Origin of the sequence: Amycolatopsis sp. lyj-90 (genome assembly GCF_046549035.1) — a bacterium.
In the GTDB taxonomy this organism is placed as follows: Bacteria; Actinomycetota; Actinomycetes; order Mycobacteriales; family Pseudonocardiaceae; genus Amycolatopsis.
Map to the genome: position 1 here is coordinate 183,197 of NZ_JAJPWP010000003.1, position 13,601 is coordinate 196,797.

The following is a 13,601-nucleotide window of genomic DNA, read 5'->3' on the forward strand; positions in this document are numbered from 1 at the left end:
AACCTGTCACATTCCTGATGCGTGTCCCCTGTGCGGCGGAAAGCCTCGCAAGGCGCGGGGCGTGGGGGCCGTGTAGGGGAACCATGTCCATCAAACGGAGTACGAGAGTTCTCGCCCTGGCCGGGTCGCTGGCGGCACTGCCGTTGATGCTGCCCGGTGTGGCGGCCGCGGATCCCGCGATCGCCCCGGTCGACCTCGGCACGCTGCCGGGCGACCTGTTCAGCGAAGTCAACGCGATCAACGACCACGGGGTCATGGTCGGTTCGTCGACCCCGCTCGAACCGCAGATCAAGCACCACGCGACGAGGTGGGACGCGCAGGGCCGGATCACCGCGCTGGCCGGCCTCGGCGGCGAACAGAGCGAGGCCAACGACGTCAACGAGCACGGGGTCGCCGTCGGCTGGGCGCACAAGGACCCGTCGCGGAACCAGACGGCCGTGAAGTGGGCGCCGGACGGGGCCGTCACCGCGCTGCCTTCCTTGCCGGGCGGGGATTACGCCTACGCGAACGAGATCAGCGGCACCGGCGTCGTCGTCGGTACCGGGAACGGCGCGGACGGGAAGGCCCACGCTCTGCGCTGGAACGCGGACGGGACCGTCGTGGCGCTCGGCGCACTGGACGGAGACTACGGAAGCGCGCTGTGGATCACCCGCGACGGCCTGACCATCGGCGGGACGGCGACCGACGCGGCCGGACGGAACCACGCCGTGCGCTGGAATTCCGAAGGGGTGATCACCGATCTCTCGCCGGGGATCGCCGACAGCACGCCGGAAGACATGAACGACAACGGCGTCATCGTCGGAAGTGCTCGTCTCGGCGGGGACCCGAAGCCCGTGCGCTGGGAGCAGGACGGGCGGATGACCTGGCTGGAGCACCCGGAGATCTGGGCTGCCTGGGCGAGCGCGGTCAACGACGCCGGCGTCGCCGCGGGCGGCGGCTATCAGGTCTTCGGCACGACGAACCCGGCCCGGTGGGACGGCGCCGGCGCTCGGACGACATTGTCGACCGAGCGCGGGCTCGGGAACGACATCGACAGTGCCGGAACCGTCGTCGGCCTGGAGAACGAGATCGCGGCCAAGTGGGACGCCTCGGGAACGCGCACGGTCCTCGGCGCGCTGCCGGGCGGCACCTACAGCAACGCCACCCGCATCGCCGCGAACGGTGTGATCGCCGGGATCTCGTACAACGAAGAAGGCCGTTGGCACGCCGTCTACTGGCCCAAGGCACAGGGGTGAACATGTTCGCGCAACGGGGTAAACGTCTACTCGTCATGGCCGCGGTCGCCGTGGCTCTTCCGTTCTCCCTCCCCGCGGTGGCGACCGCGGCGACGGGCCCGATCGAACTCGGCATCGTGCCCGGTACCAACGACACTTCGGTGACGGCGATCGGTGACCGTGGACAGCTGATCGGGCAGTCCTGCGCCGACTCGCCGCACTCGCACTCGTGCGTCGCGGTGAAATGGGACAAGGCCGGCCGGGTCACCCGGCTGGAGCCCTTGCCCGGCGGGTCCGCGGAGGCGAAAGCGGTCAACGCGACCGGGATGATCGTCGGCGCGTCGAATCTGCGGGCCGTGCGCTGGTCGCTGGACGGTTCGATCACCCAGCTGTCCTCGCCGCCGGGCGGCTCGGCCTCGGAGGCGACCGGGATCAGCTCGACCGGCGTCGTCGTCGGTTCGGGTAAAGCCGGCGACGATCGTCAACGCGGCTTGCGCTGGGACTCGTCCGGAAACGTCTCGGTGCTCGCCGCCCCGCCGTTGGAGGGGGCTTACTACGCGAGCGCGATCACCCGTGACGGGAGGTTCATCGCCGGGCGGCTCTACGGGGCGGACGGCAGCACCCGGGTGCTGCGCTGGGACGCCAACGGTGCGGTCACCATGCTCGGCCCGGCGGCCGTGCAGAGCTGGTTCCGTGATCTGAACGCCTCCGGTGAGATCGTCGGCGACACCGTGATCAACGACCGGCACACGGCGGTGAAGTGGACCGCCGACGGCACCATGATCCAACTCGGCGGGCCGGACTCCTATGGCACGGGTGCGATGGCGCTCAACGGTTCCGGGGTCTCGGTCGGCAGGGGGTACGTCGCCACCCCGGCCGGTTCCCTCGACGTCGCGGTGCGATGGGCCGCCGACGGGACGATGACCCGGCTGTCCGATCTAGACGGTCAGGCCGAGGACATCGACGGGCAGGGCCGGATCGTCGGCCGGGCGGGGAACGCCGCGCTGTGGGACGCGAACGGTGTGAAGACCGACCTCGGAACGTTGCCGGGCGGCGGTTTCAGCCGGGCGCAGCTGATCGGTCTCGACGGGACGATCGCGGGCGGCGCGGTCACCGCGGGCGGTGACTGGCACGCCGTCTACTGGCCCGCGAGGTAGGAGCTGAAGGACGCTTTCCCCGCATGCGATGCGGGGAAAGCGCCCTTCGCCGCGTGAGACGCGGGCAAAGGCCCCTTCAGCTCTCGCTAGGCCGCGGTGTTGGCAGCGGCCGCGGCGATCGCCTTCGCGTCTTCTTCGCCGAAGGTCTCTTCGAGGTTCTCCGGCGAGTAGTCCAGATCGATCTGCTCCACCGGCATCCCGCGCGCGGACTCGATCGCGCCGAGGCGCCGCTGCGCCCGGTCCGCCGCGTACTGGATGATCTCCTCCGGATCGTTGTCGAACGGGACCTCGTCGAACTGGTCCTGCACCCACTGGATCATGTTGAGCGCGTGGGGAAGCAGCTCGCCCATCCGCTGCTGAACGGCGTCCCACAGCGAGTCGTCCGCGGCGACGTGACGGCGGCAGGTGAAGGTGCCCCAGGCCATGTGGCGGCGTTCGTCGTCGCCGATGCGGCGCACCAGTTCCTGCATCCCCGGCAGGATGTCGTACTGCGTGCAGATCAACTGCCACGAGTAGTACCCGGTCAGCGCGAGGCTGCCCTCGATGACGTGGTTGTAGGTGACGCTCGCGCGGATCTGGTTGAGCGGACTGGGATCCTCCTCCAGCGCGCGTAGTGACTGTGGCAGCTCTTCGTAGAAAAGCTTGCGGTAGTGCGGATTCTCCGCGACGTAGGGATGCAGGTCCTCGGTCAGTCCGACGGCGTCCATCCAGCGGCGGAAGACCTCGGTGTGCTTGGCCTCTTCGAAACAGAACTGCGTCAGGTACATCTCGTCGCCAAAACGGCCTGTCGCGGACATCGCCCGCATGAACGGCTGGATGTCTTCGGTGACCGCCTCTTCCCCCGCGATGAACTGCGCCACCAGGTAGGTCGTCGATCGCTTCTGATCCGCGTTGAGCGTGTCCCAGCCTTCGCGCTCACGCGAGAAGTCGATGTCGGCGGGGTTCCAGAACTTGTTGTTTCCCTTGACGAACAGCCGCAGCGGGAACGAGTCCCAGTTCAGGCCGCCCTTGCGTAATGAGGAAAAACCGGTCCGCAGCTCGGAAAGCGTATCGGTCATGACGTACCCTTCGTGTCACTCCATTGTGGACGAAACGGTGGTCAGCGCCCGGATGGCGGGCGCCAGCACGGCGACGACGGAGGCCGCCGCCTCGTCGGCCGAATGGGTCGGCATGACGAGATGGGACAGGGAAAGCCGCACGACGGTCTCCGCCAGCAGCGCGGCGGAACGAGCCGAAAGGGCCGGTTCGAACTCGCGGTACTGCTCGGCCGCGACCTCGGTGGCCGCGGTCAGGATCGGCTCGCCCTTGGTGGTGAGCAGGGGAAGCAGGTCCTCCCCGGCTTCGGTGCCCAGCGTGGTGGCGACGAGCCGGTTCTCTCGGGCGTGCTCGATCGTGTAGACGACGGCCTCGCGGATCCCGTCGAGGAGGTCCTGCGCGTGCTGGACGCGCAGCCGGATGCCCTCCAGGAACTCCGAGGTCGTCCGGAGCACGACGGCTTGGGCGAGCGCGGCCTTGTTGCCGAACTCGTTGTAGACGGTCTGCCTGCTCACTCCGGCGTGCGCGGCGACGTCCGCCATCCGCAGTGCCGTGAAACCGCGCTCGGCGAGCAGCTCGGTGGCGGCGTCGAGCAGCGCCTCCCGCAGAGAGGCCTTGGTCCGATCGGAGAAGCTCGTGATCTCGCCCACATTCCCAGCTTGACACAGATCGGGCCCATGTCAACGGCGTTGACGATTGTCCGGCCGGTGTAAATCAGTGGGTGGTGGCCGCTACCGTGGCGGACGTGGGCATCACCGTGGGGTTCGACCTCGACATGACACTGATCGATCCGCGGCCGGGCATGGTCGCGGTGATGAACGCGCTCGGCGTGGAGTCCGGCCTGCCGCTGGACGGGGAGTTCTTCGCGGCCAACCTCGGCCCGCCCCTCGACGACAGCCTGCGCGGCTTCGGGGCGCCGGAGGAGCGCATCCCGGAGCTGGTGACCCGGTTCCGGGCGATGTACCCGGAGACCGTCGTTCCGGTGACGATCGCGCTGCCCGGGGCGGCCGAGGCGCTGCACGCGGTCCGTGCGGCAGGCGGGCGCACCGTCGTCGTAACCGGCAAGTACGCGCCCAACGCGAAACTCCACCTGGACGCCCTCGGCTTCGAGGTCGACGTCCTGGTCGGGGAGCTGTGGTCGACGCAGAAGGCCGCCGCGCTCACCGAGCACGGCGCCAGTGTCTACGTCGGGGACCACGTCGGCGACGTCCGCGGCGCGCTGGCGGCGGGCGCGGTACCCGTCGGGGTCACGACGGGTCCGTGCACCAAGGCCGAGCTGCTCGCGGAAGGGGCCGACGTGGTGTTCGACTCGCTGACCGAGTTCGCCGGCTGGTTCAGCTCTTTCGGCGGGCTTCGCGAACCAGCGCGATCAGACCGAGGGCCAGCCCCAGCGGAGTGACCACGCCCGCCGCGGCGGACAGCCACACCGGCAGGTTCTCCAGTCCGGCGGCGAACAGGACGAACACGGCTGTGACGGCGATCATGCCGATCGCGAACAGGCCGATGCCCACGCGCATGAGGATCGGTTTGCCGGGCTTTTCGGGGACGGCCACAGCGGCCTCCTTTACTGCGGTCTCCATGACGCAGAGGGTATCCGCCGGTATCCGCTTCTCCACAGGGCATGTGTCGAGATACGCTTATGGGACGCGCGCCCTGGGTACGCCCCCGGGCGCGTTCGTCGTGAGCAGGACAGCGAAGGATTGGTGAGGAAAGTGCCGACCGGCAAGGTCAAGTGGTACGACGCGGAGAAGGGTTTCGGTTTCGTCACCCAGGATGGGGGCGCCGACGTCTACATCCGCAAAGCCGCGCTGCCGCAGGGCGTCGAAGGGCTCAAGGCGGGCCAGCGCCTCGAGTTCGGTGTCGCCGACGGCCGCCGCGGCCCGCAAGCGCTCTCCGTCCGGCTGCTGGACCCGCCGCCCTCGGTCGCCGAGGCGCGCCGTCGTCCCGCCGAGGAGCTGCACGGCCTCATCGAGGACATGATCAAGCTGCTCGAGCTCAAGGCGCAGCCGGACCTGCGGCGCAACCGCTACCCCGACCGCAAGAACACCAAGCAGATCGCCGAGATCATGCGCGCCGTCGCCCGGGACCTCGATCCCTGATCCGGCCCGTTCTCCGTCCGGTAGTGCTATGAAAGGCCCGTTACTTGCAAATTTTGCAAGTAACGGGCCTTTCATAGCGCGCGCGAGGGGCTCAGACCGCCGGTGATTCGACCTGCAGCGACCAGATCGCCGTCGTGACCGCCTCGGCGTCCTCCGGACGCCCGGTCTGGCTGATCACCGAAGCCTGCGCGACCTCGACGACGAGGATCTGGTCGTCGGGCCGGGGCGTCGTCACGGTGTAGGCGAACCGGTCGAGCGACGTGATGATGTCCTGCTTCAGCTCCTGCGGCTCGCCCTGGGCGTTCACGTACTGCACCGTGACCTTCCACGGCGTTTCCGCGATCTGGCTCGGCACGGAGATCTGCACCGGCTTCCCCGGCCGGACGCGCAGCTTGCCCGCGGCGTCGGGCCGGGTGGTGCACTGGGCGCTCTTGACGTCGCAGGACGCCAGCGGGGCGACGTTCACCGTCTTGCCGTCGGCGAAGAAGGTCACCTCTTCGGGGCCGGGGGCCGAGCAACCGGCCACCACGAAACCACCCGCCGCGAGCAGGGCCAAAATACGAAGTCGCCGCATACGGTGAAGATTACGAGCTAGGCCGCCACCGGGAGTCACCGGCCTCCGACGGGATGGGCGATTCGCTGGTCGGGTCCGGGCGCAGCGGGCGGTCGCCGCCGAGGCCGGGGATCAGCGAAGTCCCGCGCCGGACCATGAACGTCTGCGTGAACCCGACGGCCAGCAGGATCGACAGCACCAGGAACCCGATCCAGTACGTCGGCGGCAGCAGCAGGCCGACGGCACCGCCGAAGCACCAGCACATCTGCAGCACGGTCTCCGACCGGCCGAACGCCGAAGCGCGCGACTCTTCCGGGAGGTCTTCCTGGATGACGGCGTCGAGGCTGATCTTCGCCAGCGCGCTCGCCGTCGCGCCGACGAGCGCGACGATGGCCGCCGTCGCCAGCCCGGCCGCCACGGTGGCGATGACCGCCATGCCCAGGCAGGCCCCGACGCAGGCCAGGATCACCTGATCCGGTTTGCCGAAGTGCAGCCGCGAACCCAGCGCGTTCCCGAGGAACCCGCCGGCCCCGGCCGCGGCGCCGATGATGCCGAGCAGCAGCAGCTGGTTGAACGGGCTTTGCCCGCTGCCCTCGGTCTGAGCCTTCACCGCGAACGCGGAGAACATCATCAGGAAGCCGGTCAGCACGCGGACGGAACCGTTGCCCCACAACGAGACGACGATCTGGCGCCCCATCGGCTGCCGCTGCTTCTTGACCCGCCGCTCCGGGTGCGCCGAAAGCGAAGCGGGCACCTCGCCCTCGGTCTTCTCGACCCACGACGGGATCCGCATCGACTGCACGGCGGCCGCGACGCAGATCAGCACGGTGAACCACAACGCGCCCGCGGAACCCCAGATCGCGTTGACACCGCTCGCGAGCGCGCCGAACACACCGGCTGCGACCAGGCCGAACACGGTGAGCCGGGCGTTCGTCTTAGAAAGGGTGATCTCGGGTGGCAGCACCCGGGGCGTCACCGCCGCCTTGAGCACGGTGAACGACTTCGACAGCACCATCATGCCCAGCGCCGCCGGGTACAGGAGCCAGTCGTCGAAGTGCAGCGCCATCACGACGGCCATCAGCGCTTGACCAGCGGAGGACACGCACATCGCGAGCCTGCGGCCGCGCTGGATCTTGTCGAGCGCCGGGCCGATCACCGGCGCGACCAGTGCGAACGGGGCGATCGTGATGAGCAGGTAGAGCGCGACCTTGCCCTTGCTCTCCCCGCTGGTGGCGGCGAAGAAGAGGGTGTTGGCCAGCGCGATCGCCATCGCGGCGTCGCTGGCGTAGTTCAGCATCACCGCGTACGTCAGCGAAGTCAGGCCCGATTTGTCGGCGCCGTCCGCTTTCGTCGCGCGCTGGAAGGCGCCGACGGCCTGCCCGGTGAGCTGACGGCTGCGCATCGCCGCGACCCGGGTGACCGTGATCTTCTTCGGCATCTTCGGCAGGGAGCCCGCCCGCGGCGGAACCGCGGTCGTCGGGTTCTCTTGCGGATGCTCCGGTGCTTCACGCGGTTCGCCCGCGTAACCGCCCGTGTCGTAGTGCTCGTACTCGCCGCTGCCCGGAGCGTGATCGTCGTAGAACCCGCCGGGACGACGCCGGACGGGTTCGGTCTGCCGCTGCGAAGGATCCGGGTACGGCCGCGCGCCGCGAGGAGGCGTTTGCGGTGGTGGCGGCGGTGTCCGGGGCGGAGGCGGCGGTGGCTGGTGGTGTCCCATCGGGATCGCGCCGGTGCGCGCCTCGTCGGCGGTCGGCCCGGCCGGATGCGGCTGGTACTGGGGCTGGGGACGGGCCGGGCGCGGCGGGACCGGCTGCTGGTCGACCCTGGTCGGCGGCGGGGCGGACCAGCTGCGCGCCTGGGCGGCGCCGGGCTCCGGCGTCCACTTCCGCTTGCTCTTGCGGCCGCGCTCCTTGCCCGACCGGCCGGAACGCGTGCCGTCGGGTCCAGAGTTCGAGCCGAAGATTCCCACCAGTCAATCCTGCCTTACGCGAGACCCGCCGCGCGCGTTCACCACTGCTTTCTAGGCGGCGGGGACGAACTTCACCCTGAACATCTTGGGCCAGAGCTTGCCGGTGATCAGGAATTCGTCCGTTCCCGGCACCGCCGCGATGCCGTTGAGGACGTCGGCGGAGCCCCTCTCGCCCGCCTCGAGCAGCCCCGACGCGTCGATCTCGCCGGTCACCCGCCCCGACGAGGCGTCGATCCGCAGGATCCGCTCGGTCTGCCAGACGTTCGCATACACCGAGTCCCCGACGCACTCCAGTTCGTTCAACTGGTCGCGCCCGACGTCGACGCTGCCTGTCGGCGCGAAGGAAGCGGGGTCGCGGAAGGTCAGCTTCGACGAACCGTCGCTCATCACCAGCCGCCCGTCCTGGTGGCACAGGCCCCAGCCTTCGCCGGTGTAGTTCACGCGCCTGAGCTCGGCCAGGGTCTTGGCGTCGCGTTCGATCGCGACGCCGTCCTTCCAGGTGATCTGCCACGCCGTCGGCCCGAGCACCGTGATGCCCTCGCCGAACAGTCCGGGCAGTTCCTGCCGGACCGACGGCGCCGCGCCCGCCGGTCCTGCCCGCATCGACGACTTTCCGACCAGGCCGGTCCCTTCGTACAGCGTCTCTCCGGAGAACTCGAGCCCCTGGGTGAAGGCGGCCGGGTCATGGGGCAAGGACGAGAGCACCCGCACCTTGAGTTTCTCGGGCGCGGGCGGGGCGGCGTCGCTCACCGGCGCGGCGGCACAGCCACCGAGGACGGCGGCCAGCAGGAGCGAGGTGGTCATCAGCGTGCGCACGCGGACAGCCTGACACGGACCTCGATATCGCGTGCGGCAGAATGGGGGCATGACCCTGCTGTTGACCCTGGACGACGGCTCTATCCAGCGCAAACTCGCCGAGGCGGTCGATCTGGCCCGCGCGGCGGTGCTGGAGGACGCCGGTGCCGAACAGGTCGGCGCGCACGTCGGCGTCGATCGGGAGGACGCGGTTTCCGCGAGTCACCTGTTCGAGGCGACCGTGACGGGTTATCGGGGCTGGCGCTGGTCGGTGACGGTCGCGCTCGCCGGTGACGAAGAACCGATCACGGTCAGCGAGGTCGTGCTCATCCCGGGTCCGGACGCGCGCGTCGCGCCGGCGTGGGTGCCGTGGGATCGCCGCGTCCAGGCGGGCGACCTCGGCGTCGGCGACATCTTCCCGGTGGAGAAGGACGACCCGCGGCTCGCCCCGGCGTACCTGGAGTCCGACGACCCCGCGGTCGAAGCGGTCGCCAAGGAGACCGGCCTCGGCCGGGTCCACGTGCTGTCCCGGCACGGCAGGCTCGACGCCGCCGCCCGCTGGCACGGCGGCGAATTCGGGCCGCGGTCGGATATGGCGCGCAGCGCGCCGGACGTCTGTGGAAGCTGCGGGTTCTTCGTGTCGCTCGCGGGCTCGCTCAGCGCGGCCTTCGGCGCGTGCACCAATGACATCTCCCCGGCGGACGGTCACGTCGTCGACGTCGCCTACGGCTGCGGCGCGCACTCCGAGATCGAGGTCGAGGTGACCTCGTCGGTGCCGGTGGCGGAACTGGTCTACGACGACTCGCTGGTCGACTTCGAGCCCGCGCCCGAGGCGCCTGCCGAGCCCGCTGAGGCCGAGCCTGAGCCCGTCGCGGCCGAGGTCGCTGAAGCCGAGGCCGCCGAGGCCGCGGTCGTCGACGAGTCCGAGGCGCCGGTGGTCGAGGTGCCCGAGACCGCCGAGGTCCAGCCGGAGGTCGAACCCGAGGCAGCCGACCCGTCCGCCGAGGCGGAGACCACCGAAAGCCCCAGTGAGCACTGACCCGTTCGGCACCGAGCGGTTACGCGCCGCCGTCCTGCGCGCGTGGGCGGATTCGCCGACGCGGTTCACCGAGGACACCAACACCGAGAACGACCTGCGCGTCGGCGGCTACCGGGACCGGCTGTTCGTCGAACTGGCGCAGAACGCCGCCGACGCGGCGCTGGCGGCCGGTGAACGCGGCACACTCCGGGTGTCCGTTGTGGACGGTGAGCTGAGGTTCGCCAACACGGGTGCTCCGCTGGACGCCCGGGGTGTCGAATCCCTTGCCTCCCTTCGTGCTTCCGGCAAAGGCGACGAGACCGTCGGCCGGTTCGGCGTCGGATTCGCCGCCGTGCTCACGGTTTCCGCCGAACCTCGGATCGTTTCGGCGACCGGCGGGGTCGCGTTCTCCGCGGAGCGCACCCGGGCCGAGGCCGCCCGCGCCGGTGACGTCCCCGTGCTCCGGCTTCCGTGGCCGGTCCAGGACGGCGAGCCTCCCGTGCCCGAAGGCTTCGCCACCGAGGTCCGGCTTCCGGTGCGCGAGGGTGTCGACCTCCCCGCGCTGCTGACGGATCTGAAGAACGACATCGGCGACCTGCTGCTCACGCTGTCCTGGCTGGAGAGCATCGAGGTCGACGGCGGGGTGTGGCGCCGTACCGATCTCGGTGACGGCGTCGTCGAACTCTCGGCGCCGGACGGTTCCGCCGACCACTGGCAGGTTCATCGCGGCGACGTCGTCTGGGCGGTGCCGCTGGACGGAGCCGGTTCGCCGCGGCCGCTCGGCGAAGACGTCCTGCACGCGCCGACCCCCACCGACGACGAGCTTTCCCTGCCCGCGAGGCTGATCGCGACGCTGCCGATCGAGCCGTCCCGGCGTCGCGCACTGCCGGGGCCGGAGCTGACGGCGGCCTTGAAGAACGCCGCGCGGGAGTACGTCGATCTCGTCTGTTCCTTGCCGGGCAAGGAACGCCTGCTGCTCGTACCCGGTGCGGGCTTCCCGCGTTCCACTGTGGACGGAACGCTGCGGGAGTTCATTCTGGAGAACCTCGCGGATCTTCCCTGGCTTCCGGCGCAGGAAGGCGACGACCTGCCGGGCAGGCGGGCGCGGGTGCTTTTGGTCGACGTGCCGGGTCTCGCGCCGCTGCTGGCCGATCTCGTGCCCGGGCTGATCTCACTGTCCGGTGTGGACCTTCGTGCCGTCGGCGCCCAGGCGCTTCCGCCCGCCGAGGTCATCGAGCTGCTGACCGGGGTCCAGCGCGAACCCTCGTGGTGGCACTCGCTTTACGACGTGCTGCTCCCGGCGCTCGAAGCGCACGACCTCGCCAAGGACGACCTCGGCGCCTTGCCGGTGCCGATGTCGGACGGCCGCACCCTGCCCGGCGTGCGCGACGCGCTGCTCGTCGGCGGATCGGCGGAACTGCTCGAACTCCTGTCCGATGTGGACATTCTCGGACTCCGGCTCGTGCACCCTGTCGCGGCACATCCGTTGCTGGAACGCTTGGGCGCCAAGCACGCCGAGGCAGGTGACCTGCTCGAAGCCGACGCGCTGAGTGCCGCCGTCGAACGCAGCGTCGAGGACGTCCGGTCCGGTTTGGACGGTATGGCGCTCGCGGGCGCGGTGCTCCGCCTGATCGCCGAGGTCGGCGACGAAGCTCCCGGCTGGGCGAGCGCACTGGCCCTGCCGGGCGAAGACGGCTGGCGGCGCGCGGACGAACTCGTCCTGCCCACGTCTCCGCTGGGCGACATCTTCGACCCCGAGGTGTTCGAAGAAGACGGCGCCTTGTCCGTGCTGGACGAGGAATTCGCCGAAGACTGGCCGATGACCACGCTCGTCGCGGTCGGGGTGCTCGACACCTTCGCGATCATCGCCGACGACGATCCGCTGGAGCCCGAACACGGCCTGCCCGACGAGCACGACTGGTGGGACTCGCGGGAACGCCCGCCGTCCCGCGTGCTCGGCGTGCGCGATCTCGATCTCGTCGCCGACGACGCCTGGCCGGAGGCGTTGCGCCTGCTTGCGTCGCGCCCCGAAACCTGGCGTGCCCTCACCGAACCCGGTGGGCACACCGGCTGGTGGCTCGCGCGGTACGCGCTGCTGGACGGGCACGCGCCGCTCGACTGGCGGATGCCGGAAGCCGCCGCGCTGGCCGGGCTTTACGACGTCGTCCCGGATTCGGGGCTGAGCAAGGAGATCCTGCTCGCAGCCGGAGTCCGGACCGAGCTGGGCACCGAGGTCGAAGACGTCGAGGACCTCTTGGAGAGGCTGGGCGATCCCGAGCGCACGGTGAGCCCCGGGCTCGCCGCCCGGGCGCACGCGGCGCTCGCGGAAGCGGCGGTGGACGTCGAAGCGCCGGATCGTGTCCGGGTCGCGGACGGTTCGGCCGCCGACGCTCGCGACGCCGTCGTCCTCGACGTGCCGTGGTTCGCCGCCGTGCTGGCGCCGGCGCGGATCGTCGTCTCGGACAGCGGCGCCGGTGCGCTGGCGGAGTTGCTGGACCTGCCGGTGGCGAGCGGTCTCGACGCCAAGGTCGCCGAAGACGGCGAGTACGTGCCGTGGACGGAACTTTCCGCGCTCCGGGCGGCCGCCGAGCAGCTGGGCGTCGAACCGCCCGAGGGCGGAGTGCTGCTGCACGAGGCGCTGACGGTGGCCTTCGAGGACGCGGAGCACGAGGTCGCCTGGTGGTCCGACGGCAGGCTGCACGCCGCCGACACCCCCGAAGGCCTCGCGCGGGCGTTCGCCTGGGCCACGGACCGGTGGGCCGACCGGCACGTCCTCACGGCCCTGCTCGAAGACCCTTCACCCTCGGCACTCCTGAACTGACGCGTTTAGTCGTCTGGTTGCGGTCCTTGGACTGAACGCGGCGGGCGAGGGCCGTGCGTACTCGGTGGACCATCGCCCGCGGGTCGCCATAGAGCTCTTCTTTGGTGATGACGATGAACTCCCAGCCTTCAGCCTCGATGAGTGACCGCCGCCGGGCTTCCAAACGCGGTTGTTCGCCTTCGAGGTGCCACGCGCCGTCGTACTCGATGGCGAGTTTGGCCTCACGGATCGCGAGATCCAGGCGACCGAGGAACTGGGCGTCCCGGTAGACCTCCACCTGTGGCTCTGCCTCGATGTCGTGGAGTCTCAGCCATACCCTGACTTCGGACTCCGGAATCGACTCCGCTCGCCCATCCGAGAGGGCGAGGGCCTGGCGCGCCCGGACGATGCCGTGGTCATGCCGGTGCCGCAGGTAGACCTCCAGCTCGTCGCGGTCGACGAATCCCGTGGAGAGCAGGACATCGAGGAAGCCGACCACGCGAGGGAAGGAACGATGGAGGCGAGTGTTGGCCAGGATGTCCATCGTCATCCGCGGCGGAGTGGCGATCAGGCCGTCGCGCCAGGGCTCGAAATCCTCGCCGAGGAGCCTGGTGCGTCGGAGATGCGTTCCACTCAGGCCGTGAAAGCCCTTCTGTTCGGGCACGACGAATTCGACAGGATCGTCCGCGTCCGCGAACGGGAACCCGTGCACCGTCGCGGCGGAGCAACCGGTCAGCACCGCGCCGTCGGGCACGACGAGGGCCGCGGCCTTGCATCGCAGTTCATGATCTTGGCGAAGACCCGCCGGGGCATAGACGTCCTGGAACAGGCGGTTGTACAGACCCGAACGGAGCTGGGCGCGGGTGAGGTCCCCTTCGCTGACGGCATGGCTGCCGAGGAAGGGGCCGGAGAACTCGCAGCAGGAATTTATGGACACGACTCGACGATGACAGCCGACTCC

Annotated in this window: 13 protein-coding genes; 6 read left to right on the forward strand and 7 right to left on the reverse strand. The window is 70.0% G+C overall.

The window, feature by feature from the left end:
- Positions 1 to 83: 83 nt before the first annotated feature.
- Together ACLJPX_RS12265 and ACLJPX_RS12270 are read left to right on the forward strand one after the other, a co-directional pair.
- Positions 84 to 1,235 carry a hypothetical protein gene (locus ACLJPX_RS12265; RefSeq protein WP_410600178.1) on the forward strand — a complete coding sequence of 384 codons (1,152 nt, stop codon included), beginning with the start codon at positions 84 to 86 and terminating at the stop codon, positions 1,233 to 1,235.
- A 2-nt stretch (positions 1,236 to 1,237) separates the two neighbouring features.
- The gene (locus tag ACLJPX_RS12270; protein ID WP_410600179.1) at positions 1,238 to 2,371 is read left to right on the forward strand and encodes a hypothetical protein; all 1,134 of its coding nucleotides are present in this window, start codon (positions 1,238 to 1,240) and stop codon (positions 2,369 to 2,371) included.
- A gap of 86 nt (positions 2,372 to 2,457) precedes the next feature.
- On the opposite strand, the gene ACLJPX_RS12275 is transcribed toward ACLJPX_RS12270, so the two are convergent.
- Both ACLJPX_RS12275 and ACLJPX_RS12280 read right to left on the reverse strand, forming a co-directional pair.
- Positions 2,458 to 3,429, reverse strand: a complete 972-nt coding sequence (locus ACLJPX_RS12275) for a R2-like ligand-binding oxidase (protein ID WP_410600180.1) — start codon at positions 3,427 to 3,429, stop codon at positions 2,458 to 2,460.
- A gap of 15 nt (positions 3,430 to 3,444) precedes the next feature.
- Entirely contained in the window at positions 3,445 to 4,056 is a 612-nt protein-coding gene (locus tag ACLJPX_RS12280) for a TetR/AcrR family transcriptional regulator (RefSeq protein WP_174720467.1), read from the reverse strand.
- A gap of 95 nt (positions 4,057 to 4,151) precedes the next feature.
- On the opposite strand from ACLJPX_RS12280, the gene ACLJPX_RS12285 reads away from it, so the two are divergent.
- Entirely contained in the window at positions 4,152 to 4,805 is a 654-nt protein-coding gene (locus ACLJPX_RS12285) for an HAD family hydrolase (RefSeq protein ID WP_410600181.1), read from the forward strand.
- On the opposite strand, the gene ACLJPX_RS12290 is transcribed toward ACLJPX_RS12285, so the two are convergent.
- Positions 4,741 to 4,986 (reverse strand): hypothetical protein, encoded by a 246-nt coding sequence (locus ACLJPX_RS12290; protein WP_101610879.1) that lies wholly within the window; start codon positions 4,984 to 4,986, stop codon positions 4,741 to 4,743. The genes ACLJPX_RS12285 and ACLJPX_RS12290 overlap by 65 nt on opposite strands.
- A 132-nt stretch (positions 4,987 to 5,118) precedes the next feature.
- Here ACLJPX_RS12290 and ACLJPX_RS12295 point away from each other — a divergent pair, with 132 nt between their 5' ends.
- On the forward strand, positions 5,119 to 5,505 hold the full coding sequence (locus ACLJPX_RS12295; RefSeq protein WP_101610878.1) for a cold-shock protein: 387 nt from the start codon (positions 5,119 to 5,121) through the stop codon (positions 5,503 to 5,505).
- 91 nt (positions 5,506 to 5,596) lie between these two features.
- Here ACLJPX_RS12295 and ACLJPX_RS12300 read toward each other — a convergent pair whose 3' ends face one another.
- Genes ACLJPX_RS12300 through ACLJPX_RS12310 form a run of 3 tightly spaced genes read right to left on the reverse strand, consistent with a single transcriptional unit; the run spans position 5,597 to position 8,843 of the window.
- Entirely contained in the window at positions 5,597 to 6,079 is a 483-nt protein-coding gene (locus ACLJPX_RS12300) for a DUF2771 family protein (protein ID WP_410600182.1), read from the reverse strand.
- Positions 6,080 to 6,089: 10 nt separating this feature from the next.
- Positions 6,090 to 8,027: an MFS transporter gene (locus ACLJPX_RS12305; protein WP_410600183.1), complete on the reverse strand. Its 1,938-nt coding sequence runs from the start codon at positions 8,025 to 8,027 to the stop codon at positions 6,090 to 6,092.
- 51 nt (positions 8,028 to 8,078) lie between these two features.
- A complete protein-coding gene (locus ACLJPX_RS12310) occupies positions 8,079 to 8,843 on the reverse strand; it encodes a glutaminyl-peptide cyclotransferase (RefSeq protein ID WP_410600184.1) in 765 nt (254 codons plus the stop codon).
- Positions 8,844 to 8,892: 49 nt separating this feature from the next.
- On the opposite strand from ACLJPX_RS12310, the gene ACLJPX_RS12315 reads away from it, so the two are divergent.
- The gene (locus ACLJPX_RS12315) at positions 8,893 to 9,861 is read left to right on the forward strand and encodes a DUF3027 domain-containing protein (protein WP_410600185.1); all 969 of its coding nucleotides are present in this window, start codon (positions 8,893 to 8,895) and stop codon (positions 9,859 to 9,861) included.
- Positions 9,851 to 12,661 carry a sacsin N-terminal ATP-binding-like domain-containing protein gene (locus ACLJPX_RS12320; protein ID WP_410600186.1) on the forward strand — a complete coding sequence of 937 codons (2,811 nt, stop codon included), beginning with the start codon at positions 9,851 to 9,853 and terminating at the stop codon, positions 12,659 to 12,661. Before ACLJPX_RS12315 ends, ACLJPX_RS12320 begins: the two co-directional genes overlap by 11 nt.
- On the opposite strand, the gene ACLJPX_RS12325 is transcribed toward ACLJPX_RS12320, so the two are convergent.
- Positions 12,615 to 13,577 carry an endonuclease domain-containing protein gene (locus tag ACLJPX_RS12325; protein WP_410600187.1) on the reverse strand — a complete coding sequence of 321 codons (963 nt, stop codon included), beginning with the start codon at positions 13,575 to 13,577 and terminating at the stop codon, positions 12,615 to 12,617. The genes ACLJPX_RS12320 and ACLJPX_RS12325 overlap by 47 nt on opposite strands.
- Between the last annotated feature and the right edge of the window lie 24 nt (positions 13,578 to 13,601).